The organism is Pseudokineococcus sp. 5B2Z-1 (assembly GCF_037482305.1).
Lineage (GTDB): Bacteria > Actinomycetota > Actinomycetes > Actinomycetales > Quadrisphaeraceae > Pseudokineococcus.
In genome coordinates, this window is sequence record NZ_JBBHZG010000006.1 from 94,480 (window position 1) to 120,938 (window position 26,459).

22 protein-coding genes and 1 pseudogene are annotated in these 26,459 nt (G+C 76.9%); 9 read left to right on the forward strand and 14 right to left on the reverse strand.

Features of this window, described 5'->3' with window-relative positions:
• Positions 1-49: 49 nt before the first annotated feature.
• The 6 genes and pseudogenes from WDV85_RS14530 to WDV85_RS14550 form a co-directional block, all read right to left on the reverse strand.
• The gene (locus WDV85_RS14530) at positions 50-1,144 is read right to left on the reverse strand and encodes a BMP family lipoprotein (RefSeq protein ID WP_339571303.1); all 1,095 of its coding nucleotides are present in this window, start codon (positions 1,142-1,144) and stop codon (positions 50-52) included.
• Positions 1,145-1,301: 157 nt separating this feature from the next.
• Positions 1,302-2,612 carry an amidohydrolase gene (locus tag WDV85_RS14535; protein WP_339571304.1) on the reverse strand — a complete coding sequence of 437 codons (1,311 nt, stop codon included), beginning with the start codon at positions 2,610-2,612 and terminating at the stop codon, positions 1,302-1,304.
• Between the two features lie 105 nt (positions 2,613-2,717).
• Positions 2,718-3,695 (reverse strand): methylmalonyl Co-A mutase-associated GTPase MeaB, encoded by a 978-nt coding sequence (meaB, locus tag WDV85_RS14540; RefSeq protein ID WP_445263350.1) that lies wholly within the window; start codon positions 3,693-3,695, stop codon positions 2,718-2,720.
• Between the two features lie 65 nt (positions 3,696-3,760).
• A complete protein-coding gene (gene scpA, locus WDV85_RS17185) occupies positions 3,761-6,016 on the reverse strand; it encodes a methylmalonyl-CoA mutase (protein ID WP_445263351.1) in 2,256 nt (751 codons plus the stop codon).
• Positions 6,017-6,610: 594 nt separating this feature from the next.
• Positions 6,611-8,023, reverse strand: a pseudogene (locus WDV85_RS17190) (methylmalonyl-CoA mutase family protein); the annotation flags it as partial.
• 63 nt (positions 8,024-8,086) lie between these two features.
• Positions 8,087-9,229 carry a mannose-1-phosphate guanylyltransferase gene (locus tag WDV85_RS14550; RefSeq protein WP_339571307.1) on the reverse strand — a complete coding sequence of 381 codons (1,143 nt, stop codon included), beginning with the start codon at positions 9,227-9,229 and terminating at the stop codon, positions 8,087-8,089.
• Positions 9,230-9,418: 189 nt separating this feature from the next.
• Between WDV85_RS14550 and sdhC the strand changes: the two genes are divergently transcribed.
• The 3 genes from sdhC to WDV85_RS14565 are packed head-to-tail and all read left to right on the forward strand — an operon-like array spanning position 9,419 to position 11,173.
• Entirely contained in the window at positions 9,419-9,817 is a 399-nt protein-coding gene (gene sdhC / locus WDV85_RS14555) for a succinate dehydrogenase, cytochrome b556 subunit (RefSeq protein ID WP_298801442.1), read from the forward strand.
• A gap of 2 nt (positions 9,818-9,819) precedes the next feature.
• Positions 9,820-10,281, forward strand: coding sequence for a succinate dehydrogenase, hydrophobic membrane anchor protein (gene sdhD / locus WDV85_RS14560; RefSeq protein WP_339571308.1), 462 nt, complete (start codon positions 9,820-9,822; stop codon positions 10,279-10,281).
• A gap of 34 nt (positions 10,282-10,315) precedes the next feature.
• The gene (locus WDV85_RS14565; RefSeq protein ID WP_339571309.1) at positions 10,316-11,173 is read left to right on the forward strand and encodes a succinate dehydrogenase iron-sulfur subunit; all 858 of its coding nucleotides are present in this window, start codon (positions 10,316-10,318) and stop codon (positions 11,171-11,173) included.
• A gap of 116 nt (positions 11,174-11,289) precedes the next feature.
• On the opposite strand, the gene WDV85_RS14570 is transcribed toward WDV85_RS14565, so the two are convergent.
• From WDV85_RS14570 to trpS, 3 genes are all read right to left on the reverse strand, one after another.
• Positions 11,290-12,408 (reverse strand): YihY/virulence factor BrkB family protein, encoded by a 1,119-nt coding sequence (locus WDV85_RS14570; protein WP_339571310.1) that lies wholly within the window; start codon positions 12,406-12,408, stop codon positions 11,290-11,292.
• On the reverse strand, positions 12,405-12,959 hold the full coding sequence (locus WDV85_RS14575) for a 2'-5' RNA ligase family protein (protein ID WP_445263352.1): 555 nt from the start codon (positions 12,957-12,959) through the stop codon (positions 12,405-12,407). Before WDV85_RS14575 ends, WDV85_RS14570 begins: the two co-directional genes overlap by 4 nt.
• A 68-nt stretch (positions 12,960-13,027) precedes the next feature.
• Complete coding sequence (trpS, locus tag WDV85_RS14580; RefSeq protein WP_339571312.1) at positions 13,028-14,140, reverse strand: tryptophan--tRNA ligase; 1,113 nt, start codon at positions 14,138-14,140, stop codon at positions 13,028-13,030.
• 190 nt (positions 14,141-14,330) lie between these two features.
• Between trpS and WDV85_RS14585 the strand changes: the two genes are divergently transcribed.
• Positions 14,331-15,848, forward strand: a complete 1,518-nt coding sequence (locus tag WDV85_RS14585; RefSeq protein ID WP_339571313.1) for a dihydrolipoyl dehydrogenase family protein — start codon at positions 14,331-14,333, stop codon at positions 15,846-15,848.
• A 42-nt stretch (positions 15,849-15,890) separates the two neighbouring features.
• Here WDV85_RS14585 and WDV85_RS14590 read toward each other — a convergent pair whose 3' ends face one another.
• Entirely contained in the window at positions 15,891-16,901 is a 1,011-nt protein-coding gene (locus WDV85_RS14590) for an endonuclease/exonuclease/phosphatase family protein (RefSeq protein ID WP_339571314.1), read from the reverse strand.
• 22 nt (positions 16,902-16,923) lie between these two features.
• Between WDV85_RS14590 and WDV85_RS14595 the strand changes: the two genes are divergently transcribed.
• Complete coding sequence (locus WDV85_RS14595) at positions 16,924-17,754, forward strand: SDR family oxidoreductase (RefSeq protein WP_339571315.1); 831 nt, start codon at positions 16,924-16,926, stop codon at positions 17,752-17,754.
• 98 nt (positions 17,755-17,852) lie between these two features.
• Here WDV85_RS14595 and WDV85_RS14600 read toward each other — a convergent pair whose 3' ends face one another.
• Both WDV85_RS14600 and glyA read right to left on the reverse strand, forming a co-directional pair.
• Complete coding sequence (locus tag WDV85_RS14600; protein WP_339571316.1) at positions 17,853-18,755, reverse strand: bifunctional methylenetetrahydrofolate dehydrogenase/methenyltetrahydrofolate cyclohydrolase; 903 nt, start codon at positions 18,753-18,755, stop codon at positions 17,853-17,855.
• Positions 18,752-20,119 (reverse strand): serine hydroxymethyltransferase, encoded by a 1,368-nt coding sequence (glyA, locus tag WDV85_RS14605; protein WP_339571317.1) that lies wholly within the window; start codon positions 20,117-20,119, stop codon positions 18,752-18,754. Before glyA ends, WDV85_RS14600 begins: the two co-directional genes overlap by 4 nt.
• A 281-nt stretch (positions 20,120-20,400) precedes the next feature.
• Here glyA and purU point away from each other — a divergent pair, with 281 nt between their 5' ends.
• Positions 20,401-21,297: a formyltetrahydrofolate deformylase gene (gene purU, locus WDV85_RS14610; protein WP_339571318.1), complete on the forward strand. Its 897-nt coding sequence runs from the start codon at positions 20,401-20,403 to the stop codon at positions 21,295-21,297.
• Between the two features lie 51 nt (positions 21,298-21,348).
• Here the strand turns inward: purU and WDV85_RS14615 are convergent, their stop codons facing one another.
• On the reverse strand, positions 21,349-22,137 hold the full coding sequence (locus WDV85_RS14615) for an SDR family NAD(P)-dependent oxidoreductase (RefSeq protein ID WP_339571319.1): 789 nt from the start codon (positions 22,135-22,137) through the stop codon (positions 21,349-21,351).
• An 82-nt stretch (positions 22,138-22,219) separates the two neighbouring features.
• Here WDV85_RS14615 and WDV85_RS14620 point away from each other — a divergent pair, with 82 nt between their 5' ends.
• The gene (locus WDV85_RS14620) at positions 22,220-22,861 is read left to right on the forward strand and encodes a hypothetical protein (RefSeq protein WP_339571320.1); all 642 of its coding nucleotides are present in this window, start codon (positions 22,220-22,222) and stop codon (positions 22,859-22,861) included.
• A gap of 48 nt (positions 22,862-22,909) precedes the next feature.
• Positions 22,910-23,962 (forward strand): cation diffusion facilitator family transporter, encoded by a 1,053-nt coding sequence (locus WDV85_RS14625; protein WP_339571321.1) that lies wholly within the window; start codon positions 22,910-22,912, stop codon positions 23,960-23,962.
• A 40-nt stretch (positions 23,963-24,002) separates the two neighbouring features.
• Here the strand turns inward: WDV85_RS14625 and WDV85_RS14630 are convergent, their stop codons facing one another.
• Positions 24,003-25,217 (reverse strand): NADP-dependent isocitrate dehydrogenase, encoded by a 1,215-nt coding sequence (locus tag WDV85_RS14630; protein WP_298801420.1) that lies wholly within the window; start codon positions 25,215-25,217, stop codon positions 24,003-24,005.
• A gap of 182 nt (positions 25,218-25,399) precedes the next feature.
• Here WDV85_RS14630 and WDV85_RS14635 point away from each other — a divergent pair, with 182 nt between their 5' ends.
• Positions 25,400-26,413: a malate dehydrogenase gene (locus tag WDV85_RS14635; protein WP_339571322.1), complete on the forward strand. Its 1,014-nt coding sequence runs from the start codon at positions 25,400-25,402 to the stop codon at positions 26,411-26,413.
• Positions 26,414-26,459: the final 46 nt, after the last annotated feature.

The window sequence follows — 26,459 nt, forward strand, 5'->3', positions numbered from 1 at the left end:
CCGACCCGGGCCCGGGGGCTCGGGTCGGCGCCGGGGTGGGCCGGGCGGGTCAGCCGTCCGTGCTCGGCGAGGACGGCGACTCGACCGTCACCTCGCCGGAGACGATCTGCTCCTGCAGCTGCGTGATCTGGTCCTGCAGCTCCGCCGGGACCTGGTCCTCGAAGTCGTGGTACGGGGCCAGGGCGACGCCGCCGTTCTCCAGGGTGCCGACGTACGGCTCGCCGGAGAAGGTGCCGTCCACGCCGGCGGCGATGGAGTCCTGCACCGCGGCGCCGATCTCCTTCACGACGCTCGTGAGGATGATGTCGCCGTACTCGGTGGACTCGTAGCCGTCGGAGTCGACCCAGATGAGCTTGACGCCGTCGGCGCCCTGCGCCGCCGACGCCGCGCCGAGGCCGACCGGGCCCGCCACCGGCAGGACGATGTCGGCGCCCTGGTCGATGAAGTTCTGCGTCGTGTTGACGCCGTTGGTCTGGTTCTCGAAGTCGCCGGTGAAGGAGCCGGTCTGCGCCTCCGGGTCCCAGCCGAGGACCGTCGTGTCGGTGCCGTTCTGCTCGTCGTAGTACTCGGCGCCGCGGGCGAAGCCGTCCATGAAGACGGTGACCGAGGGGATCTGCAGGCCGCCGAAGGTGGCGATGGTGCCCGTCTCGGTGGTCCCGGCGGCGAGGTAGCCCGCGAGGAAGGACGCCTGCGCGGTGTCGAAGAGCAGCGGGCGGAGGTTGTCGTAGGACTGCTCCGTCGCCGCGTCCACGAGCGCGTAGCTGAGGTCGGGGTTCGCCTCGGCCGCCGCCGCGGTCGCGTCGGCGAGGAGGAAGCCGACGGAGATCGTCTGGTCGCAGCCGAGCTGGACGGTCTGCTGGACGTTCTGCTCGAAGTCCGAGGCGCTCTGGGACTCCAGCTCGCGCAGCTCCACGCCGAGCTCGTCGCGCGCCGCCTCGGCGCCCTCGCGCGCCGACTGGTTGAAGGACTGGTCGTCGAACCCGCCCTGGTCGGAGACGAGGCAGGCGAGGTAGTCGCTGCCGCCCTCGGGGGCGGCGGTGCCGCCCGACCCGCCGGCGTCGGTCTCCTCCGGGGCGTCGCCGCAGGCGGTCAGCGCCAGCGCGAGCGCACCGACGAGCGCGGCTCCGCGCACGGTCTTCTTCACGTCGTCCTCCAGTTCCGACCCCCGGGCCCGTCCTCGGCGGTCGCAGGACTATAGGCAGCGCGCAGGGGTGGTCGAGGACGCCCGAGCCCGGGGAGACGAGACCGTTACCCGGTCGCGACGCGCGCCGCCACCCGGCCGGGTGGCGGCGGCCCCGGCGTCAGCCCAGGAGGGCGACCGCCGTGAGGAGGCGCACGCCGACCTCGACGGCGCCCTCGTCGGCGACGAAGTCGCCCTGGTGCAGGTCGAAGGTGCGGCCGCCCGGGCTGCGGGTGCCGAGGCGCGCCAGGGCCCCCGGCGCGCCGTCCTGGAGGTACCACCCGAAGTCCTCGCCCCCGAGGCTCTGCTCGGTGCGCGCCTCCGCCCCCTCGGGCAGCACGAGCCGGGCGGCGTGCTGCAGCACGCGCACGCTGTCCTCGTCGTTGTCGACGGGCGGGACGCTGGGCGTCACCTCGACGACCGCCTCGACGTCGTAGGGGGCCGCCACCGAGGCCACGACCTCCTGGAGCAGCTCGCCCGCCTCCTTCCACGCGGCGACGTCGAGCACGCGCAGCGTCCCCTCGACGCACCCCTCGACCGGGATGGCGTTGGGGGCGCCGCCGGCCTCGACGCGGCCCCAGGTGAGGTTGACGCCGGTGCGCGGGTCCAGGCGGCGCGACAGCACCGCGGGCAGCGCCGTGATGACCTGCCCCAGCGCGAAGACGAGGTCGCCCGTGAGGTGCGGGCGCGAGGTGTGCCCGCCCCGCCCCCGCAGTCGGACGCGCACGTGGTCCGACGCCGACGTGATGGGGCCGTGCCGCAGCCCGACCCGGCCGACGTCGAGGCGGGGGTCGCAGTGCACCGCGTAGAAGCGCTGGACCCCCTCGAGCACGCCCGTGGCCAGCACCTCGATCGCGCCGCCGGGCGTCACCTCCTCCGCCGGCTGGAAGAGCAGCCGGACGCGACCGGGCAGGAGCGCCCGGCGGTGGGCCTCGACGAGGACGAGGGCGGCGCCGAGCACGACGACCGTGTGCACGTCGTGGCCGCAGGCGTGGGTCGTGCCCGGCGTCGTGGAGGCGAAGGGCACCCCGCTCGTCTCGGTCACCGGCAGCGCGTCGATGTCCGCGCGCAGGACGACGGGGGGCGCGTCCGGGTCGCCGACGTCGACGACGAGACCCGTGCCCGGCAGCAGCTGCGGCGCCAGACCGGCCGCCTCCAGCCGCTCGGCCAGCAGGCGGGTGGTCCGGTGCTCGTGGTGGCCCAGCTCGGGGTGGGCGTGGACGTCGCGCCGCAACGCGAGGAGCTCGGGGACCAGCTCGGGCACCGTCGCGTCGACGAGGGCCCGGACGTCGGCCTCCCGCTGCGCCGCCGCGACCGCCTCCTGCGGGCCGGGCCCGGCCTCTCCCCCGGGGCCCGGGCCGGCCCCCGCCGGCGCACCGGCCACCGGGCCGACCATCGCGCCGGTCACGGGGTCCGGGGAGGGGCTCGTCACGGGCGTCGACGCTACCGCGCGCCGGGCGCACGCTCCCCGGGCGACCGCGGGCCGGGCGGGTCGCCCCCGGGCCGTCCTCGGGTCGTCGCGCTCGCACCACGGCGCTCACGTCGGGGTCGGCGGGCCGCCGAGGGCGGCCAGCACCTCCCGGGCGGCCTGCGTGGCCGGCACCTCGCCCGACCGCACCCGCGCGGCGGCGGCCGCGAGGCGCTCCCGCGCCGCGGGCTCCTCCAGCCGCGCGAGCAGCGCGTCGCGCACGGCGGCGCGCATCCAGTCCACCTGCTGCTGCCCGCGCCGGCGCGCCAGCTCCCCGGCGCCCTCGAGCGTGCGGCGGTGCGCGAGCACCGCGTCCCACACCTCGGCGACGCCCCGGTCCTCCACGGAGCTGGCCTCGAGGACGGGCGGGTGCCACAGCGCGTCGGGCGGCGTCACGAGCCGCAGCGCCGAGCGCGCCTCGGACGCCGCGGCGCGGGCGTCGGCGGCGTGGGGCCCGTCGGCCTTGTGGACGACGAGGAGGTCGGCGAGCTCGAGCACCCCCTTCTTGATGCCCTGCAGCGAGTCCCCCGTCCGAGCGAGGACGAGCACGCAGAAGGTGTCGACCATCTGCGCGACGACGGCCTCGGACTGGCCCACGCCGACGGTCTCGACGACGACGACGTCGTACCCGGCGGCCTCGAGGACGACGACGGCCTCCCGCGTGGCCCGGGCGACGCCGCCGAGGGTCCCCGCCGTCGGGGACGGACGGACGAAGGCCGCGGGGTCGGTGGCCAGGCGCCCCATCCGCGTCTTGTCGCCGAGGATCGACCCGCCGCTGCGGCTGGAGCTCGGGTCGACGGCGAGCACGGCCACCCGGTGGCCCGCCCCGGTCAGCCGGGTCCCCAGCGCCTCGACGAACGTCGACTTCCCCACGCCCGGCACGCCCGTGACCCCCAGGCGCACCGCTCCCCCGGCGTGCGGCAGCAGGGCCGTGAGCAGGTCCCCGGCGCGGTCGCGGTGGTCGGGCCGGCGCGACTCGACGAGGGTCAGCGCCCGGGCGACGTCGCCCCGTCGCCCGGCGAGCACCCCCTCCGCGAGCGCCGGCACGTCGACCGGCGTCCGGCGCGGCGGTGCGCCCGCGCCGCCGCCGGCGGCCCCACCGGCAGCGGGCGTCACCGCCGCGCCCGCAGCTCGGCGAGGAGGTCGCGCGCCGCGGTCGCGATGACGGTGCCCGGCCCGAAGACGGCTGCGGCGCCCATCTCGAGCAGGCGCGGGACGTCGTCCGGCGGCACGACGCCGCCGACCACGACGACGACGTCCTCGCGCCCCTCCGCGGCGAGCGCTGCCCGCAGCTGCGGCACGAGGACGAGGTGCCCGGCCGCGAGCGACGAGACGCCGACCACGTGGACGTCCGCCTCGACGGCCTGGCGGGCGACCTCCTCGGGCGTCGAGAAGAGCGGGCCGACGTCGACGTCGAAGCCGAGGTCGGCGAAGGCGGTGGCGATGACCTTCTGCCCCCGGTCGTGGCCGTCCTGGCCCATCTTGGCGACGAGGATGCGCGGCCGGCGGCCCTCCTCGGCCTCGAAGGCCTCGACGTCCGCGGCGACCTCCTCCACGGCCCGGGCGCCCTCGTCGTCGGCCCCCGCCGCCTCCCGCCGGTAGACGCCCCGCACCGTGCTCACCGCTCCCGTGTGGCGCCCGAAGACCTCCTCGAGCGCGCTCGACATCTCGCCCACCGTCGCGCCGGCGCGCGCCGCCTCGACCGACAGGGCGAGGAGGTTGCCGTCCTCGGCGTCGGGCCCGCCGCGGCGGGTCCCGTCCGCGACCGAGCGCGCCGCCGCCGTCAGCCGGCCCAGCGACTGCGCGACCGCTCCCGCGTCCCGCTCGGCCCGCAGCCGCTCGAGCTTGGCGACCTGCTGGGCGCGCACCCCGGCCGCCTCGACGCGCCGCACCTCGACGACGTCCTGCTCCTCGCGCGGGACGGTGAAGACGTTGACGCCGACGACCTGCTGGCGCCGGGCGTCGATGCGCGCCTGGGTGCGCGCGGCCGCCTCCTCGATGCGCCGCTGCGGCACGCCCTCCTCGATGGCCCGCGCCATGCCGCCCGCCGCCTCGACCTCGGCGATGTGCGCCCGCGCCCGCGCGGCGAGGTCGCTCGTGAGCCGCTCCAGCGACGCCGACCCGCCCCAGGGGTCCACGACGGACGTCGTGCCGGTCTCCTCCTGCAGCAGCAGCTGCGTCACCCGGGCCGTGCGCGCCGCCGCGTCCGAGGGCAGCGCCAGCGCCTCGTCGAGGGCGTTCGTGTGCAGCGACTGGGTGCCGCCCTGCGTCGCCGCCATCGCCTCGACGCAGGTGCGCACGACGTTGAGCTGCACGTCCTGCGCCGTGAGCGACCAGCCCGAGGTCTGGCAGTGCGCCCGCAGCGTCGAGGAGCGCGGGTCCCGCGGGCCGAACGGCTCGAGCAGCTCGGCCCACAGGACGCGGGCGGCCCGCAGCTTGGCGACCTCGGTGAGGAAGCTCGTGCCGACGGCCCAGAAGAAGGACAGCCGGGGCGCGAAGGCGTCGACGTCGAGGCCGGCCGCGACGCCGGCGCGCAGGTACTCGACGCCGTCGGCCAGCGTGTAGGCCAGCTCGAGGTCGGCCGTCGCCCCCGCCTCCTGCAGGTGGTACCCGGAGATGGAGATCGAGTTGAACCGCGGCATCCGCGCCGAGGTGTGCGCGAAGACGTCGGAGACGACCGCCATCGAGGGCCCCGGCGGGTAGATGTAGGTGTTGCGGACCATGAACTCCTTGAGGATGTCGTTCTGGATGGTCCCCGTGAGGCGCTCGCGCGGGACGCCCTGCTCCTCCCCCGCCGCGACGTAGAGCGCGAGCACCGGCAGCACCGCGCCGTTCATCGTCATCGAGACGCTCATCTCGCCGAGCGGGATGCCGTCGAAGAGCTCGCGCGCGTCGAGGAGGGAGTCGACGGCGACGCCCGCCATGCCCACGTCGCCCGCCACGCGCGGGTGGTCGGAGTCGTACCCGCGGTGCGTCGCGAGGTCGAAGGCCACCGAGAGGCCGCGCTGGCCCGCCGCGAGCGCCCGCCGGTAGAAGGCGTTGGACTCCGCCGCCGTGGAGAAGCCCGCGTACTGGCGCACCGTCCACGGCTGCGTGGCGTACATCGTCGGGTACGGGCCGCGCAGGTGCGGCGCCAGGCCCGGGTAGCCGGCGACGGCCGCGCGGTCGGACGCCGGCAGCGCCGCCAGGTCGGCCGGCGCGGACAGCGGGGGGACGTCGAGGCCCTCCGGCGAGCGCCACGCCGGCGGCGGGGCGACGCCCTCGGCGTCGTCGCCCCGCCCCGCGTCCGCGTCGTCCCGCCCCGCGTCCGCGTCGTCCCGCCCCGCGTCCGCGTCGTCCGGGCCGGGCCGCAGGGGCGCGTCGAGCAGCTCGGGACCCGCCGGGTCCGCGGCCGGCGACCCACCTCCGGTGGGCGCACCGTCCGCGACGGCGTCGTCGGCGGCCGTGCCGTCGGCCGGTGGGGCGCCCAGCGCGTCGAGGAGGCGGTGCAGGACGGCGAGGAGGTCGTCGCCCTCGGCGACCCGGTCGTCCACGCCCTCGACGAGGGCCTCGCCCGCGGCACCGGTCCCCGCCGCGTGGAGCACCCGGCGCACCCCCCGGGCGCGCAGGGCCGCGACGGCCGCGGCCACCACGTCGGCGTCGGCCCCCACCACCACGGCGGCGGGCGCGTCGCCGACGGCGTCCGCGGGCTCCTCGCGGCCGACGAGGCCCCCGACGGCGAGGACGCCCGCGGCCCACGCCGCGGCGGCGCGCCCGGCGGAGGCGCCGCGGGGCCCCTCGTCGGGGGCGGCCGTGACGAGCGGCACCTCCGGCGGTGGCCCGTCGTCCCCGCGCAGGGCGTCGGTGCGCGCCCGCAGCGCGTCCACGTCCTGCGACCAGCGGTGCACGGGCCAGCCGCCCTCGCCCTCGGCGCGCGCCGCCGGGTCGGGGTCGCGCCGCAGCGGCCGGGCCGCCGGCTCGACGACCGTCGTCGTCCCCGTCAGCGGCCGGGCGCGGGTGGCCACCGCCCGGCGGCGCCGCTCGTGGGTGGCCGCCAGGTCGCGGGCGGCCGAGCCGTCGGCGAGGGCGCCGAGGGGGCCACCGCGCCGCTCGAGGTCGACGAGGAGCCCCCACGCGCGCCCGGCGAGGGACCAGGTGCGCTCCTCGAGCGCGGGGGCGCCGCCCGCCGGGTCGACCACCCGCCCGAGGGAGGACTCGGCGAGCAGGATCGTCGACGTGCCGCGCGCGAGGCGGCGGGCGGACGGCGTGCTCGCCCCGGCCGCGGCGTCGTGGGGCAGCACCGTGACGGCCTCGGCCCCGCCCGTCCCGGCGGCGAGGGCCGCCACGGTGCCGCGCAGGACGTCGACGTGCGGGTCGCGCAGGCCGAGCACCGCGGGGGCGGTGACGGCGTGCAGCCGCAGGCCCCGGGCCTCCGCCGGCACGCCGAGCAGCCCGGCGGCCCGGTCCCACAGCACCCGGGCCGCGCGCAGGGACGCCGTCGTCGTCCACTGGTCCGGCGTCGCGGGCAGCCGCAGCTCGAGCAGCCGCGCCGCGTCGGACGGAGCGACGCCCGCTGCGAGGAGCCACCGCAGGTGCTGGACCGCCGCGCCGACGCCCCAGGCGAGGACCTGCGCGGGCGTCCCCCCGGCGTCGTGCGCCGGCAGCGCGTCGACCGCCAGGGCGCCGGGGGCGAGGGGGCGCGTCAGCGCCAGCCCGGCGAGCGCGAGGACGACGGTGCGCCCGCCCTCGCCGTCGGCGGCGGGGCGCCCGGTGCGGGCCGCCCGGGCGATCGGGTCGGCGCCGAGGCCGAGCGCCACGGGCTCCCCGCCCGCCGGCGCCAGCGCGAGCAGGGCGCGCGCGGCGGCCACCGGGTCCTGCGCCGCGGCCGTGCGCAGGACGACGGGTGCGAGGTCGAGCAGCACGCCGTCCAGCGCGCGCCCGAGGTCGCCGGGCGCGACGCCGCCCGGGCCGCCGACGTCGAGCCACAGCGACGTCGCGCCGCCCTCGAGCTCGGCGAGCGCGGCGCGGCGCACCTGCTCGGCGTCGGCGTCGGACACGCGCTGGCGCACGTCCCACCCGGCGGGCCGCTCGGCGTCGCGGCCCGTCGACGGCGCCCCGAGGGGCAGGGCCCCGCGCGCGAAGGGCGGGGCGCCGGGGCGCCCCGGGTCGGGGGCGCCGCAGGCGGCGAGCGTGCCGGCCGTGCCGAGCGCGGGGTGGCGCAGGCCGTCCTCGTCGACGGCGGCGAGCAGCTCCTCGGGGGCCTCGGGCGCCTCGTCCGCGCCGAGCCGGCCGGCGCGCCGCAGCGCCCGGACCACCGCCCGGCGCCACTCCTCGAGCCCGTCCTCGTGCCCCTCCGGGGCGGGCGGGCGGGCGGCGGAGGAGGACGTCGGCGTCACGGCCGCCGATGCTAGGCGCCGCCGCCGACGACGGGCCCGCGGCGCGGGCCGACGGCGCCCGGCTCAGAGCAGGTCGCCGCGCCCCTTGGCCCTCAGCGCCTCGACGACGCCCTTGACCTCCTGCGCGCGGGCGCGCGTCGTCACGAGCACGGCGTCGTCGGTGTCGACGACGACGACGTCGTCCAGGCCGATGACGGCGACGGTCCGCTGCCCCCGCGGCACGACGACCCCGGTCGCGTCCTGGACGACGACCGACTCCATGTCTCCGAGGACCCGCAGCGACGAGCCGTCGAGGTCGGGCACGAGCGAGGCGAGGGCGTCCCAGTCGCCGACGTCGTCCCAGGAGAAAGAGCCCTTGACGACCGCGACGCCCCCGGCGGCCGCCACGGGCTCGGCGATGGCGTGGTCGATGGCGATCTTCGTGAGGGTGGGCCACACCCGCTCGACGACGTCCGCCGCCTTGTGCGCGGGCAGGTCCTCGTGCGCCTCCGCCAGCTCGAGCAGGCCCGCGTGCAGCTGCGGCAGCTGCGCCTGCAGGTGCCCGAGCAGGACGTCCGCCCGGGCGACGAACATGCCCGCGTTCCACCGGTGGTCACCGCCGGCGACGTAGCGCTCGGCCGTCGCGGCGTCCGGCTTCTCGGTGAAACCGGTGGCCCGCACCGCGTCCGGGGCGCCCTCGACGTCGAGCGGCTCCCCCGTGCGGACGTAGCCGAAGCCGGTGGCCGCCGAGGTCGGCTGGATGCCGATGGTGACGACGTGGCCCTCCTGCGCGACGGCGACCGCCTGGCGCACGGCGCCGCCGAAGGCCCGCGCGTCGGGGATGAGGTGGTCGGCGGCGAAGGAGCCCACGACGGCGTCGGGGTCGCGGCGGGCCACCACGGCCGCCGCGAGGCCGATGGCCGCCATCGAGTCGCGCGGCGAGGGCTCGAGCAGGAGGTTGCCGCGCTCCAGCTGCGGCAGCTGCCCGCGGACGGCGCCCGCGTGCACCTCGCCGGTGACGAGCAGGAGCCGCTCGGGCGTGGCGAGCGGCACGAGCCGGTCCCACGTGGACTGCACGAGCGTGCGGCCCGACGACGTGAGGTCGTGGAGGAACTTGGGCGCCCCGGCGCGCGAGAGGGGCCACAGGCGCGTGCCCGACCCGCCGGCGGGCACGACGGCCCAGAAGTGGTCCAGGGACGCGCCCTTGCTCGGCGCGGGGCTCGGCATGGGCTCACGATGGCACGGCGCCGGTGAGCGGTGCGTCACAGCGGCCGGGTCCGCGCCCGCCCGGGTGCCGAGCCACCCGGGCGGCTCCGTACGATGTGTCCCGGCTGGGTGGCGAGGAGGACCTCGCGACGCCGGCCCCCGGGGAGCCGCTCGGCCCCCCGCGCCGAGACGTCCTCCGAGGAGCCAGCCGTGGCGACCGAGACAAGCACCCGGTCGGTGGTGCCGCAGGGCACGCTGTACCGGGGCCGCGAGGGCATGTGGTCCTGGGTCGCCCACCGGATCACCGGCCTGCTCATCTTCGTGTTCCTGCTCGTGCACGTGCTCGACACGTCGCTCGTGCGCGTGGCCCCGGAGGCGTACAACGCGGTCATCGAGACCTACAAGAACCCCGTGGTCGGCCTCGGGGAGGCGGGCCTCGTGGGCGCCGTCCTCTTCCACGCCTTCAACGGCATCCGCGTGATGCTCGTCGACTTCTGGTCCCAGGGGCCGCGGTTCCACCGGCAGATGCTCTGGGCCGTCGGCGCCCTGTGGGTGCTGCTCATGGTGCCGTTCCTGGTCCGCCACCTCTCCAACGTCTTCGGAGGCTGACCGTGGCCGCTCCCTCGCTCGAGGCCCCGCGCTCGACGCCGTACCGGCGCTCGACGTCCCGGCGCTCGAACTACGAGATGTACAGCTGGCTCTTCATGCGGCTGTCGGGCGCCGTGCTCGTCGTGCTCGTCATCGGGCACCTCTTCGTCAACCTCATGGTCGGCGACGGCATCAGCGGCCTCGACTTCGGCTTCGTCGCCGGCAAGTGGGCGAGCCCCTTCTGGCAGGTCTGGGACCTCGCCATGCTGTGGCTCGCGATGATCCACGGCAGCAACGGCGTCCGGACGATCATCAACGACTACGCGCAGCGCGACACGACGCGCATCGTGCTGAAGACGCTCGTGCTCGTGGCGCTCGTCTTCACCGTCGTCCTCGGCACGCTCGTCATCTTCACCTTCGAGCCGTGCCCGGTCGGCCCCGACGGCGCCTTCCTCGAGGGCGTGCCGTCCTTCTGCACGAGCTGACCCACCGCACCCGCCAGAGGAGACCCGCCGCCCCATGAGCAGCACCGAGCGCGAGGCCGTCGAGGCCGCCGCGGACCGCAACGACGAGCAGGTCGACGGCGACGGCCGCCCCCACGGGAGGGCGGGCGAGAGCGCGTCCGCCGACGGCGGCCAGCTCGGCGCGATCCCCCGCTTCGACGTCACGCTGCGCATCCGCCGGTACAGCGCCGAGGACGCCGAGGACGGGAAGCCCGCCGAGGCCCGGTGGCAGGACTTCACCGTCACCGTCAACGGCACCGACCGCGTGCTCGACGCCCTCCACAAGATCAAGTGGGAGCAGGACGGCTCGCTGACCTTCCGCCGCTCCTGCGCGCACGGCGTCTGCGGCTCCGACGCCATGCGGATCAACGGCGTCAACCGGCTCGCGTGCAAGGTCCTCGTCAAGGACGTCAACCCCGACAAGCCCATCACGGTCGAGCCCATCAAGGGCCTGCCCGTCGAGAAGGACCTCGTCGTGGACATGGAGCCGTTCTTCCAGTCCTACCGCGAGGTCATGCCCTTCCTCATCACCTCCGGCCACGAGCCGACGCGCGAGCGGAAGCAGAGCCAGGAGGAGCGCGCCCGCTTCGACGACACGACGAAGTGCATCCTCTGCGCCGCCTGCACGTCCTCGTGCCCGGTGTTCTGGACGGACGGCCAGTACTTCGGCCCCGCCGCCATCGTCAACGCGCACCGCTTCATCTTCGACAGCCGCGACGAGGGCGCCGACGTCCGCCTCGAGGTCCTCAACGACCGCGAGGGCGTGTGGCGCTGCCGCACCACCTTCAACTGCTCGGAGGCCTGCCCGCGCGGCATCCAGGTCACCAAGGCGATCCACGAGGTCAAGCGGGCGCTGCTGACGCGCAGCGTCTGACCGCTCCGCCCGACGCGCGACGGCCCGGTCCCCCGCGGGGGGCCGGGCCGTCGCGCGTCATGGCCTCTGCCGTCCCGGCCCCGGAGAGGCGGCCGGGCCGGGGGGCCGGGTGCCTGTCAGTCGCGGTCGCGCAGGCCGTGCACGACGGCGCGCACCGCGCCCGTCGTCATCGTCGCGAGGCCGGCGCCCACGACGCCGAGCAGGGCGCCCGCCGCGAGCGTCGTGCGGTCCGTCGTGCGCTGGTCGAAGGCCACGGCCGCGCGCGGGCGGGGGCCGGCGGGGACGTCGAGGTCCTCGCGCGGCGCGTGCGCGCGGCGGGCGTCCTCGCGCCGCTCGAGGCGCACGCTGCCGGCGTCCTCGGCGGTCGTCGCGGCCCACGCCGCGGCGACGAGGGTGACCCGGGACAGCAGGTTGAGCCACACGAGGATGGCCCCGAGGGTGGCGCTGGCGGCGACGACGGGGTTGTTGCCGCCGACGAGCTGGAGCAGCGCCCCGCCGATCGTCGTGATGAGGGCGAGGGCGACGCCGCCGACGACCGCGCCCTGGCGCACGTCGCGCACGGGGAGCCGCAGGTCGGACAGGACCCGGAACAGCAGGAGGAAGACGCCCGTGTCGAGGGCGGCGACGACGGCGAAGGTCGCCACGCGCAGCGCGACCGCCCCGACCGTCGAGCCCTGGAGCCCCACCGCCTGCAGGAGCGGCCCCGCCGCCGCGCCGACGACGACCGTGGCCGACCCGGACAGGAGCACGACGAGGCCGAGGGTGAGGAGGACGAGGAGGTCGCGGCCCTTCTTGGCGAGGAAGGGGCGCCGGTCCGGCGGCTCGGTGAAGACCGAGCGGATGCCCTCGCGCAGCGCGTCCAGCCACCCCAGCCCCGTGAGGAGCGCCACGAGCAGCGCCACGCCGCCCGTGACGCTGAGGACGTCCGAGCGCAGCAGGCTGCTCGGGTCGAGCAGACCGCTGTCGGGGCCGTCCAGCTGGAGGAGGTTCGGGACCGCCGCGTTGACCTGCGCGTAGACGTCGTCCTGCAGGGCCGGGCGGGACCCGAAGAGGAGCCCGAGGACGGACACGGCGACGACGAGGAGCGAGACGAGCGAGAACAGGCCGACGAAGGCGACCCCGCCCGCCAGGACGTTGCCGCGGTTGGCGCTGTAGTGCAGGTAGGCGCGCACCGGGCGGACGTGGAGCACGCGCCCCACCACGCCGGGCGGCTGCTCGTCGGCGCTCGCGCTCACGCCGGTCCCCCGGCGAGGGCGAAGCGGCGGTCGGGGCGCCAGACGCCGTCGACGCCGTGCCGGTACAGCCAGAACGCGTCCACGGGGAACACCACCTCGTAGTCGGACAGCTCGTCGAGGGCGCGGTCGAGCGACGCGGCGTCGACGTGGTGGGCGACGGTGACGTGCGGGTGGTAGGCGAACTCGACGTCCCGGGCCAGCGGCCCGCACCGGACGGCCCCCTCGAGGACCTCGCACGAGGAGACGCCCTCGGCCACCTGGACGAAGACCACCGGCGACACCGGGCGGAAGGTCCCCGCGCCGCGCAGGCGCATGGTGAAGGGCGCGGCGGACCTCGCCGCCCCCTCGAGGTGGGCGACGACGCGCTCGACGTCGGCGACCGGCACGGGGGTCGGCGGCAGCAGCGTCACGTGCGCGGGGACGGCGTCGGCCATCGGGTCGCCGAAGCCCCGCCGCCGCTCGCGCAGCTCCGCGGCGTGCGGCTCGGGCACGGCGACGGCGACGCCGACGGTCACGACGCCGTCGGCCGCCGGCACGAGCGGCAGCCCCATCGTCGCGTCGGGGAGGGGGGCGTCCCCGCCCGACCGGTCCTCGCCCGCGCGGGGCCCGGACGCGGCGCTCACCCGGTCGTGGCCGGCGGCAGGAGGCCCAGCCGGTCGTGGGCGCGGGCGAGGACGTCGCCGGCGACGGCGCGGGCCCGCTCGGCCCCGCGCGCGAGCACGGCGTCGAGCTCGGCCGGGTCGTCGAGGAGCGCGAGGGTGCGCGTCCGCACGGGCGAGAGGGCCTCGACGACGACGTCCGCGACCTCCTTCTTGAGGTCGCCGTAGCCGCGGCCGGCGAAGCGCGCCTCGAGCTCGGGCACGTCGACGCCCGACAGGGCGCTGTGGACGGCGAGGAGGTTGGACACGCCCGGCTTGGCCGCCGGGTCGTAGACGACCTCCCGACCGGTGTCCGTGACCGCCGAGCGGATCTTCTTGGCGACGACCCTCGGCTCGTCCAGCAGGTCGATGAGGCCGGCGGCGCTGGCGGCGCTCTTGCTCATCTTCGCCGTCGGGTCCTGCAGGTCGGCGATCCGCGCCGTCCGCGGCGGGATGTACGCCTGCGGGAGGGTGAAGGTGCGGCCGTAGCGGGCGTTGAAGCGGCCGGCGAGGTCGCGGGCCAGCTCGAGGTGCTGGCGCTGGTCGTCGCCGACGGGGACCTGGTCGGTGTCGTACAGGAGGATGTCGGCGGCCATGAGCACCGGGTAGGTGAACAGGCCGACGTTCGCCGTCTCGGCGCCCGCGCGCTGGGACTTGTCCTTGAACTGCGTCATCCGGCTCGCCTCGCCGAAGCCGGTGAGGCAGGACAGCACCCAGGCGAGCTGCGCGTGCTCCGGGACGTGGCTCTGCACGAAGAGCGAGGCCCGCTCGGGGTCGACGCCCGCGGCCAGGTACTGCGCCGCCGTGCGCCGGGTGCGCGCCCGCAGGGTCGCCGGGTCCACCTGGACCGTCAGCGCGTGCAGGTCGACGACGCAGTACAGCGCGTCGTGGGTCTCCTGCAGCGCCACCCACTGGCGCAGCGCCCCGAGGTAGTTGCCGAGGTGGAGCGAGTCCGACGTCGGCTGCATCCCCGAGAGGATCCGGGGGCGGTGCTGGGCCGCACCGGGCGCGGCGGTCTCGCCGGCGGCCCGCGTGCTGGCGGCGGGCCGGTCGGGCGCGGTGGTCGCGGCGGTCGCCGCGGGCGGAGCGGGCATGGCCGCCATCATGGCAGCCCCGCACCACGCGTCGGCGGAGGACCGTCCGCCGGGTCCGCGGCGGACCGCGGCGGGTGCGCCGCGCACCGGCGCCCGCCCTCGCGGCCCCGGCGCGCCACCGGGCTGCCGGGCGTGCCGACCCTCTCCCCCCGGGCGTGCCGCTGGGCGCCGCGGACCGCAGGATCGGGGCATGACGACCGAGACCGCGCCGTCCTCGACCTCCTCCGACTCCTCTCCCCCGCACGGCGAGCCCCGCGTCGTCGACGTCCTCGTCGTCGGCGGCGGCTCCGCGTCCGAGACCGCCGGGCCGCGGGCGGCCGCGGCGGGCCTGTCCGTCGCCGTCGTGGAGGGCTCCCTCGTCGGCGGCGAGTGCCCCTTCTGGGCCTGCGTGCCGAGCAAGGCGATGCTCCTCGCGGCCCACGGGCACCGCCGCAGCGGCTCCGACGACCACGACGCCGCGTGGGCGTGGGCCCTGCAGCGCCGCACCGACGCCACGGCGGGCCGCGACGACAGCGGCAAGGCCGACGGCCTGCGCGAGGCGGGCGTCGAGCTCGTGCGCGGGTGGGCGGCCGTCGAGCGCGACGACGCCGGCGGCGGCCTCGCGCGGGTGCGCCGCGGCGGGGGCTCGCCGGACGACCCGGGCGAGCTCGTCGACGTCCTGCGCTGGCGCACGCTCGTCCTCGCCACCGGCAGCGCCCCCGCGGCGCCCCCCGTCGACGGGCTGGGCGACGTGCCGACGTGGACGAGCGACGAGGCCCTCTCCAGCGACCACCGGCCGGCCAGCCTGCTCGTGCTCGGCGGCGGGGCTGTCGGCTGCGAGCTCGCGCAGGTCTACGCGTCCTTCGGCGTCCGCACGACCCTCGTCGAGACGGCGCCGCGGCTCCTGGCGAGCGAGAACCCCTCGGTGGGCGAGGCCGTGGCGCAGGCCCTCACGAGCGCGGGCGTGGACGTCCGCACCGGGGTGACGGCGTCGCGGGCGCGCGCCGACGGCGACGGCGTCGTCCTCGAGCTCGACGACGGGAGCGAGGTCACGGGCGAGCGGGTGCTCCTCGCGAGCGGGCGGACGCCGCGCCTGGAGTGCGTGCAGACGCTCGGCTTCGACACGACGGACGCCGGCGCGCTCGCCGTGGACGACCGCTACCGCGTCCTCGCGGACGGGCGGCCCCTCGACGACGTCTACGCCGTCGGGGACGTCAACGGGCGGGCGCCCTACACGCACGGCGCCAACTACCAGGCCCGGGTCGTCGCGGACGCCCTCGTCGGCCGCCCCCGGGAGGGCGACGAGACGGGGATGCCCCGCGCCGTCTACGTGGACCCGCCCGTGCTCGCCACGGGGCTCAGCGCGGACGGCGCCCGGGAGGCGGGGCACGACGTCGTCGTCGCGACGCAGGCGAGCCACGACACCGGGCGCGCGCACGTCGAGCGCTACGACGGGCCCGGCACGGTGGAGCTCGTCGTCGACGCCGCGTCCGGCGTCCTGCTCGGCGCCAGCGTCGTCGGCCCGGAGGCCGACAGCTGGGGCGGCGAGCTCGTCCTCGCCGTCCGCGGCCGCCTCGGCGTCGAGCTGCTCGCCGAGGTCGTGCACCCCTTCCCCGCGTGGGGCGAGCTGCTGCTGCCGGCGGCCGAGGACGCGCGCGACCAGGTGCACGCCCGCCGGGGCGACGTGCGGCCGGGCCGCGGCGCCGGGCAGCCGGCGCACACCGCCTGAGCGCTCCCCCGCGGCGGGGCGCCCCCGCCGCGGGGTGGTGGCTCAGAGGGCGTAGGTCGCGACGACCGGCGCGTGGTCGCTCCACCGCTCGGCGTAGGACGGCGCGCGGTCGACCTCGCAACGGCGCGCCGCGGCGCCGAGGGCGGGGGTGGCCACCTGGTAGTCGATGCGCCAGCCCGCGTCGTTGTCGAAGGCCTGCCCGCGCCAGGACCACCAGGAGTAGGGGCCGTCGACCTCGCCCGCGAGCGCCCGGGCGACGTCGGTCCACCCGAGGCCCGGCCCGCCGGCCTCCGCCGCGTCGTCGCCGTCTCCCGCGCCGCCGGCCCCGGAGTCGTCGGGCGCGCGGAACCACCGGTCGAGGGCGGCGCGCTCCTCGGGCAGGAAGCCGGCCTTCTTCCGGTTGCCCTTCCAGTTCTTGATGTCGAGCTCGCGGTGACCGACGTTGAGGTCGCCGGTGACGACGGCGAGCGCCCCGTCGGCGCCGAGCACGGCCATGCGCTCGGTCGCCGCGGCCAGGAACGCCATCTTGTCCTCCTGCTGCGGGGTGCCGACCTCGCCCGAGTGCACGTAGGCGCTGACGGCCGTCAGCGTCCGGCCGTCGGGCAGGGCCACGTCGGCCTCGAGCCAGCGCCCGGCGCCGGCGAAGCGGCCGCCCGCGTCGGCGTCACCGAGGCCCTCGCGCACCGCGGCGAGCGGGAGCCGGCTCGCGACGGCGACGCCCGCGCGGCCCTTCGTGCCGGCGTCGGTCGGCTCGACGTGGGCGACGTGCCAGCCGGCGACGGCGTCCCCCTGCGCGGCGCCCTTCGCCGGCGCCTCCTCACCGGCCATCTCGGCGATCACCCGGCGCAGGGTGTCGTCGTCGGCGCGGACCTCCTGGAGGCACAGCACGTCGACGCCGCGGCCGTCGAGCCAGGCGCCCATGCCGCGGCGGGCGGCCGCCCGGATGCCGTTGACGTTGGCGGTCGCGACGACGAGCGGGCGCCCGGACGTGGTGGACGGGTCGGCGTCGGTGGAGCGGGCGGCGGCGGGCTGGGCGGGGGCTGCGTCGGGCACCGGGGGATGCTAGGCAGCACCCATGGCCGCCGACGAACCGCGCTCCCCCGCCGCAGGACCTCCCGCTCCCGAGCCCGCCCCCCGACCCACCTCGGGCCCCGCCGGAGGGGCCGCCGGGCGCCGCACCGCCGTCGTCACGGGCGCCAGCAGCGGTATCGGCGCGGCCACCGCGCGTCGCCTCGCCGCCGACGGCTTCGACGTCGTCCTCGCCGCCCGTCGCGAGGACCGGCTCCGCGCCCTCGCCGAGGAGGTGGGCGGGCGCGCCGTCGTCTGCGACGTCACCGACGACGCGTCCGTCGCCGCCCTGGCCCGCGAGGTCGACGAGTGCGCCGTCCTCGTCGCCAACGCCGGCGGCGCGGTCGGCATGGACGCCGTCGTCGACGCCGACGTCGAGGAGTGGCGCTGGATGTACGAGGTCAACGTCCTCGGCGTCCTGCGCGTGGTCAAGGCGCTCATGCCGGCCCTCGTGGCGAGCGGGGCGGGGCACGTGGTCGTCATGTCGTCGACGGCGGGGCACGTCGTCTACGAGGGCGGCGGCGGGTACACCGCCGCCAAGCACGGGACGACGGCGCTGGCCGGCACCCTGCGCCTGGAGCTGCTCGGGCAGCCGGTGCGCGTGAGCGAGATCGCCCCGGGCATGGTCGCCACGGACGAGTTCTCCACCAACCGCTTCCGCGGCGACGCCGACGCCGCCGCGAAGGTCTACGAGGGCGTCGCCGCGCCGCTGGTCGCCGAGGACGTCGCCGACTGCGTCTCCTGGGTCGTCACCCGCCCCCCGCACGTCGACGTCGACCTGCTCGTGGTCCGGCCCCTCGCCCAGGCCGCCCAGCACCGGGTGCACCGGGAGGGCTGACCGGCACGACGGCCCGGCACGACGACGGGGCGCGGACCGGGCGAGGGCCCGGGTCCGCGCCCCGTCGGCGTCGGTCGTCCCCGTCCGCCTCCTGGGCGTCAGCCGGCCGCGCGCTCCGCGGCCTCGACGACGTTGGCGAGCAGCAGCGTCCGCGTCATGGGGCCGACGCCGCCGGGGTTGGGCGAGAGCCACCCCGCGACCTCCTCGACGCCGGGGGCGACGTCGCCGGCGAGGCGGGCGTTCCCCTCGGTGTCGACGACGCGGCTCACGCCGACGTCGAGGACCGCGGCACCGGGCTTGACGTCCTCGGGGCGCACGATCCCCGGCACGCCGGCCGCCGCGACGACGACGTCCGCCCGGCGCAGGTGCGCCGCGAGGTCGCGGGTGCCGGTGTGGCACAGCGTGACCGTGGCGTTGACGTCGCGCCGGGTCAGCAGCAGGCCGATGCTGCGGCCCACCGTCGTGCCGCGCCCGACGACGACGACCTCGGCGCCGTCCAGGGGCACCTCGTGCCGCTGGAGCAGGTCGATGACGCCGCGCGGCGTGCAGGGCAGGGGCGAGGTGACCTCCTCGCGCACCCGCAGGACGAGGCGCCCGAGGTTGGTCGGGTGCAGGCCGTCGGCGTCCTTCGCCGGGTCGACGAGCTCGAGGAGGCGGTTGGCGTCCATCCCCGCCGGCAGCGGCAGCTGGACGATGTAGCCCGTGCACGCCGGGTCGGCGTTGAGCCGCTCCAGGTGCTCCTCGACCTCCGCCTGCGTGACGTCGGCCGGCAGGTCGACGCGGATCGAGGCGATGCCGACCTCGGCGCAGTCGCGGTGCTTGCCGCGCACGTACGTCGCGCTGCCCGGGTCGTCGCCGACGAGCACCGTGCCGAGGCCGGGGACCACGCCTCGCTCGCGCAGCGCCGCCACCCGCTGCGCCAGGTCGGCCTTCACGGCCGCGGCCGCCGCCCTCCCGTCGAGGACGACCGCCCGCCCGCCCGTGGTCGCAGGGGCGCTCACCACTCCTCGAGGCCGGGGTAGAGCGGGAAGCGCTCGGCGAGGTCGGCCACGCGGGCGCGCAGGTCGGCGACGTCGCACTCCGGCTGGAGCGCGGCGGCGATGACGTCACCGACCTCGGCGAACTCGGCGTCGTCGAACCCGCGGGTGGCGAGCGCCGGCGTCCCGATCCGCAGGCCCGAGGTGACCATCGGGGGCCGCGGGTCGAAGGGGACGGCGTTGCGGTTCACCGTGATGCCCGCCTCGTGGAGGCGGTCCTCCGCCTGCTGGCCGTCGAGCGCGGACTCGCGCAGGTCGGCGAGGACGAGGTGGACGTCCGTGCCGCCCGTGATGACGTTGACGCCGGCCGCGCGGGCGGCGTCCGTCGTCAGGGCGGCGGCGACGGCCTTGGCGCCGCGCAGCGTGCGCTCCTGGCGCTCGCGGAACTCGGCGCTCGCCGCGATCTTGAAGGCGACCGCCTTCGCCGCCACGGCGTGCATGAGCGGGCCGCCCTGCTGGCCGGGGAAGACGGCCGAGTCGATCTTCTTCGCGTGCTCGGCGCGGCAGAGGATGACGCCGCTGCGCGGGCCCGCGAGCGTCTTGTGCACCGTCGAGGTGACGACGTCGGCGTACGGCACGGGCGAGGGGTGCAGGCCCGCGGCCACGAGGCCGGCGAAGTGCGCCATGTCGACCATGAGCAGGGCGCCGACCTCGTCGGCGACCGCCCGGAACGCGGCGAAGTCGAGGTGGCGGGCGTAGGCCGACCAGCCGGCGATGATGAGCTTCGGCCTCCGCTCGAGCGCGGTCTCGCGGACGCGGTCCATGTCGACGAGGTGGGTGCGCTCGTCGACGCCGTACGTCGCGACGTCGTAGAGCCGCCCGGAGAAGTTGATCTTCATGCCGTGCGTGAGGTGGCCGCCGTGCGCCAGCTCGAGGCCCATGATCGTGTCGCCCGGGCGGATGAGCGCGTGCATGACGGCGGCGTTGGCCTGCGCGCCCGCGTGCGGCTGCACGTTGACGTGCTCGGCGCCGAAGAGGGCCTTCGCGCGCTCGCGGGCCAGCTCCTCGGCGACGTCGACGAACTCGCAGCCGCCGTAGTAGCGGCGCCCCGGGTAGCCCTCGGCGTACTTGTTCGTCAGGACCGAGCCCTGCGCCTCGAGGACCGCACGCGGGGCGAAGTTCTCGCTGGCGATCATCTCGAGGGTGCCGCGCTGGCGGCCCAGCTCGCGCTCGAGGACCTCGGCGATCTCGGGGTCGACCTCGGCGAGGGGGCGGTCGGTGACGCCCCCCTCGACCGGCGTGCGGGAGGCCCCCGGCGCGGGCGCGCCCGGCGGGTCCTCGTGCACCTGCTCGGGGCTCATGGGCTGGACGGGCTCGACCGTCGTCATCGCGTCTCCTCGTGGCTGGCGGGCACGGGCCGGTGGCACGGGCGGCAGGCGGCCCAGGCGGACGACCGCGCTGCCCGGGCGCGCGCCCGGTGGCGGCGCCCGACCTCGCTCGCCGCTCCCCGGTGGTGTCCCACCCTCGCCAGTCGCGGCGGGGCCAGGGTAGACGCACGGCGGTCCGCCGTGGGGGCGCGCCCGCGCCCTGCGCCCGCGCCCTGTGCCCGAGCCCTGTGCCCGAGCCCTGTGCCCGACGAGGGGCCCGGCGCTGGCTAGCCTCCTCGACCGTGACCTCCCCCGACGCCGCGCCGCTGCGCACGGACGAGGGCGCCGCCCCGGCGACGCCGTCGTACGTGCTGGTGCTCACCTGCCCCGACGGCCCCGGCATCGTGCACGCCGTCAGCGGCGTCCTGGCCGGGGCGAGCGGCAACATCACCGAGAGCCAGCAGTACGGCGACCCCGGCACCGGGCGCTTCCACCTCCGCGTGCAGGTCGAGGTGCCGCTCGCGCGCGAGGAGCTGGCGGCGCTGCTCGCCCCCGTCGCCGAGCGCTTCGGCATGGACTGGTCCCTCGACGTCCTCGGTCGCCCGCTGAGGACGCTCGTGCTCGTCTCGCGCGCCGGCCACTGCCTCAACGACCTGCTCTTCCGGCAGCGCTCGGGCCGCCTGCCCGTCGACGTCGTCGGCGTCGTCGGCAACCACCGCGACCTCGAGCCGATGGCCGCCGCGGCCGGCGTCCCCTTCACGCACGTGCCCGTCGAGGCCGGCGGCAAGGACGCGGCGGAGGCCCGGCTCCTCGCGATGGTCGAGGAGCACGACGTCGAGCTCGTCGTCCTCGCGCGCTACATGCAGGTGCTCTCGGACGACCTGTGCCGCGCCCTGCACGGCCGGGTCATCAACATCCACCACTCGTTCCTGCCGAGCTTCAAGGGCGCCCGCCCCTACGCCCAGGCCCACGGCCGCGGCGTCAAGCTCATCGGCGCGACGGCGCACTACGTGACGGCCGACCTCGACGAGGGGCCGATCATCGAGCAGGACGTCCACCGCGTGGACCACGCCTCGACCGAGGCGGACATGGTCGGCATCGGCCAGGACGTCGAGGCGCAGGTGCTCGCCCGCGCCGTGCGCTGGCACGCCGAGCACCGCGTGCTGCTCGACGGGCACCGCACCGTCGTCTTCCGCTGAGCCGCAGCGGCACCCGCCCCGTCCGGTCGGAACGCTCGGTCGTCGGAGCGCTCAGTCGTCGAAGCGCCGGCCGCTCGGGTAGCCCTGCGCACCGTCGACGACGACGTCGGTGCCCGACACCCACGACGCGCGGTCCGAGAGCAGGAAGGCGACGACCTCGGCGACCTCCTCGGGACGCCCGAGGCGGCCGAGGGGGAACTCCCGCTCGACGAAGTCGGCGTAGCGCTCGGGGTGCGAGGCCTCGAAGGACTCCCAGCCGCCGCCGGGGAAGCGGATCGAGCCGGGGCTCACGGAGTTCACGCGCGTGCCCTGGACCGCGAGCTCGCGCCCGAGCGTCGCGGCCAGGTGGGTCTCCCCCGCCTTGGCCGCCGCGTACGCGGTGCGCGGCGCCGGCCGCTGCCCGGTGATGGAGGAGACGACGACCGCCGCCCCGCCGCCGGCCGCCGCCAGGTGCGGCGCGGCCGCGCCGAGCAGCGCGACGGCGTGGCCGACGTTGAGCGCGTAGGTGTCGACGAACTCCTGCGCGGTGCCGGTGAGGAGGTTGCCGCCGCCGACCGTCCCCCCGGCGTTGGCGACGACGCGCGAGAGCCCGCCGAGCGCCTCGGCGGCGGCGTCGACCTCGCGGGCGAGCGCGACGAAGTCGGTGACGTCGACGGCCGCCGTGACGACGCGCGTCCCGTGCCGGCCGACCTGCTCCGCGGCCGCGGCGAGGCCCTCGGCGCCCCGGGCCAGCAGGGCGACGTCGGCGCCCTCCGCGGCCAGGGCGTCGGCCACCGCCAGCCCGATCCCCCGGCTCGCGCCGGTCACGAGCGCCTGCGTCCCCGCCAGTCCCAGGTCCATGCGGCGCACCCTAGGGGCCGGGGCGCCGGGTGCCGCCGGGTCGGAGACCCGGCGGTGGGGACCCGGCGCTAGCGTCACGGCCGTGCCGACGCCGACCGAGCCTCCCGGTGGCCCCTCCCCCTCGGACGCACCCCCGGACGTCTTCTCGAGCGCGGAGGCCCTCCTGCGCGACCTCCTCGCCGGCACCGGCGGGTGGTGGTCCTCGGCGCACCTGGCCGTCCGCCGTGCGGACGGCCTGCTGCCGGCGGGGGCGGCGCGGTTGCTGCTGCGCCGCCCGCTCATGGGCGTGCCCGCGGGCGTGCGCGTCGAGGACGCCGCCGGGCGCGTGCTCGCGGTCGGCCTGGGCGCCGAGCTCGACGACGACCTGCGGGCGCTGCTCGACCCGCTCGCCCTGGCGACCGGCCTGCCGCCCGCCGTCGGGGCCCTCCCGTCGCCGGAGCGACGCGCGGTCGTGGCGGGGCTCGTCATCGAGCGCGCGCGGGAGGTCGTCGTCGACGGCGTCGCGGCGGTCTCCGGCCTCCTGTCCGGCGGGGGGCTGAGCGGCGGGGGGCCGCGCGGCTCGGCGCCGACGGACCGCCGCGCCGACGTCGCCCCCACGGACGTCGTCCTCGAGCGCGCCGGCGGCCTGCCGCTGTCGGTGGCGAGCAGCGGGGCGCTGCCCCGCCTGGTGCTGGCGGTCGAGCAGCTCGACGCGCGGCTCGAGGACGACGTCTTCGGCGGGTGACGGGGCGCCCGCGTCGCCCGCGCGGCGCAGGTGTGCTCCCCTCGGCGCATGACGACACCCGGGGCAACCACCCGTGAGGGCGACGAGGCTCCTGAGGACCACGAGACCCGCGAGGGCGGCGGAGGCCACGAGGGGTCCGCCGGCGGCGGGGGCCACGCCGGCTCGCGCGCCGCGATCTTCGCCGCCCTCGCCGCGAACGTGGGCATCGCCGTGACGAAGTTCCTCGCGTACCTGCTCACGTCCTCCTCGGCCATGCTCGCCGAGTCGATCCACTCCCTCGCCGACTCCGGCAACCAGGTGCTCCTGCTCGTCGGCGGGGCGCGCTCGCGCCGGGCGGCCACGCCGGAGCACCCCTTCGGCTTCGGCCACGAGCGCTACGTCTACGGCTTCGTCGTCGCCGTCGTCCTCTTCACCCTCGGCGGGCTCTTCGCGCTCTACGAGGCCTACGAGAAGTTCCAGGAGCCGGAGCCCATCACCGCCTGGCGCTGGGTGCCCGTCGTCGTCCTGCTCGTGGCGGGCGTCATGGAGGGCCTCAGCCTGCGCACCGCCGTGCGGGAGGCCGGGGAGGTGAGGGGCGAGCAGAGCCTGCCCCGCTTCGTCCGCACAGCGCGCGCCCCCGAGCTGCCCGTCGTCCTCCTCGAGGACAGCGCCGCCCTCCTCGGCATCCTCTTCGCCCTGACCGGCGTGGGGCTGACCCTCCTCACCGGGGACGGGCGCTGGGACGCCGCGGGGACCGCGGCCATCGGGCTGCTGCTCACCGCCGTCGCCGTCGTCCTCGCCGTGGAGATGAAGTCGCTCCTCGTCGGCGAGGGCGCCCGCCCCGCGCAGGTGCGGGCCATCGAGGCGGCGCTGCCGGGCGACGGGGTGACGGGCGTCATCCACCTGCGGACGCTGCACCTCGGCCCGGAGGAGCTCCTCGTGGGCGCCAAGATCGCCGTGCCCGACGCGATCACCGCCGCCGAGGTGGCGCACGCCATCGACGCCGCCGAGCGCCGCGTGCGCGCCGCGGTGCCCATCGCCCGCGTCATCTACCTCGAGCCCGACCTGCCGCGGGAGCCCCCGGCCGACGGCGACCGGCCGGACGCGCCCGTCGCCGGGTAGGCCCCGAGAGCCGGAGGGCCCTCGTCGTCGGGCGGGGCGGTCAGCCCAGGCGGGCCGAGAGGTTCTCGTCGAGCGCCGCGAGGAACTCCTCGGTGGTGAGCCAGCCCTGGTCGGGGCCGACGAGCATCGCGAGGTCCTTCGTCATCTTGCCGCTCTCGACGGTCTTGACGACGACGTCCTCGAGCGTCTCGGCGAACTCGGTGACGGCCGGCGTGCCGTCGAGGCGCCCGCGGTGCGCGAGGCCCCGCGTCCAGGCGTAGATCGACGCGATGGGGTTGGTCGACGTCGGCTTGCCCTGCTGGTGCTGGCGGTAGTGGCGCGTCACCGTGCCGTGGGCCGCCTCCGCCTCGACCGTGCGGCCGTCGGGCGAGGTGAGGACCGACGTCATGAGGCCGAGCGAGCCGAAGCCCTGCGCGACGGTGTCGGACTGCACGTCGCCGTCGTAGTTCTTGCAGGCCCAGACGTAGCCGCCCTCCCACTTGAGGGAGGCGGCGACCATGTCGTCGATGAGGCGGTGCTCGTAGGTGATGCCCGCCGCCTCGAACTTCTCCTTGAACTCGGCCTCGAAGACCTCGGCGAAGATGTCCTTGAAGCGCCCGTCGTAGGCCTTCATGATCGTGTTCTTCGTCGACAGGTAGACCGGGTAGCCGCGGTCGAGCCCGTAGTTCATCGAGCTGCGCGCGAAGTCGCGGATCGACTCGTCGAGGTTGTACATCGCCACCGCGACGCCGGCGCCGGGCGCCTGGAAGACCTCGTGCTCGATGGGCTCGGAGCCGTCCGCCGGCTGGAAGGACACGGTGAGCGTGCCCTCGCCCGGGAAGCGGAAGTCGGTGGCGCGGTACTGGTCGCCGAAGGCGTGGCGGCCGACGATGATCGGCTTGGTCCAGCCCGGCACCAGGCGGGGGATGTTCGAGATGACGATGGGCTCGCGGAAGATGACGCCGCCGAGGATGTTGCGGATCGTCCCGTTGGGCGAGCGCCACATCTTCTTCAGCCCGAACTCCTCGACGCGGGCCTCGTCGGGCGTGATGGTGGCGCACTTCACGCCCACGCCGTGCTTCTTGATGGCGTTCGCCGCGTCGACCGTCACCTGGTCGTCGGTCGCGTCGCGGTGCTCCATGCCGAGGTCGTAGTACTCGAGGTCGACGTCGAGGTACGGGTGGATGAGGCGGTCCTTGATGAACTGCCAGATGATCCGCGTCATCTCGTCGCCGTCGAGCTCGACGACGGTCCCCTCGACCTTGATCTTGGCCATGCGGTAGCACTCTCCTCGTCGCGAGCGGTGGGTGTCTCGACGTCAAACTACCGGTCGGCGCGCTCGGGGCGCCCCCGCCGGCCGCCCGCCCCGCGCCACGACGCCGGTGCCGATAGCGTCGCGGTGCCCGGGGACGCCCCCGTCCCCCGCAGGACCCCGCAGACCCCTCGAAGGAGCGCAGCGTGACCTCCAGCACCGCCGAGACCGGCAGCCGCCGTCCCGTCACCGTCGCCGTCACCGGCGGCGCGGGGCAGATCTGCTACAGCCTGCTCTTCCGCATCGCGAGCGGGGCGCTGCTGGGGCCCGACGTGCCGGTGCGCCTGCGCGTCCTGGAGATCACGCCCGCGCTCGGGGCGGCCGAGGGCGTCGCCATGGAGCTCGACGACTGCGCCTTCCCGCTGCTGCGGTCGGTGGACATCTCCGACGACGCCGCCACCGCCTTCGACGGCGCCAGCGTGGCCATGCTCGTCGGGTCCCGCCCCCGCACCAAGGGCATGGAGCGCGGTGACCTCCTCGAGGCCAACGGGGCGATCTTCACCGGCCAGGGCCGGGCGCTGGCGCAGTCGGCGGCCGACGACCTGCGCGTCCTCGTCGTCGGCAACCCCGCCAACACGAACTGCCTCATCGCCATGAACAACGCCGCCGGCGTGCCCGCCGAGCGCTTCTCCGCGATGACGCGCCTGGACCACAACCGCGCCGTCGCGCAGCTCGCGAAGAAGGCCGGTGCGCCGGTGGCCGACGTCGAGCGCGTGGCCATCTGGGGCAACCACTCGGCGACGCAGTACCCCGACCTCACGCACGCGGTCGTGGGCGGCCGCCCGGCGCTCGAGGTCGTCGACCAGCCGTGGGTCGAGTCCGACTTCATCCCCACCGTGCAGAAGCGCGGCGCGGCCATCATCGAGGCCCGCGGCTCCTCCTCCGCGGCGTCCGCGGCCAACGCCGCCATCGACCACGTCCGCACGTGGCTCACCGGCACCCCGGAGGGCGGCTGGACGTCCATGGCGGTGCGCTCCGACGGCTCCTACGGCGTGCCGGAGGGCCTCGTGTCGAGCTTCCCCGTGACGACGCGCGACGGCTCCTACGAGATCGTCCAGGGCCTCGACGTCGACGACTTCTCGCGCTCGCGCATCGACGCCTCCGTCGCCGAGCTCGGCGAGGAGCGCGACGCCGTGGCGGGCATGGGCCTGCTCGGCTGACCCACCGCGACCGCGACGGCCCGCGACCGACCCGCAGAGGTCGGTC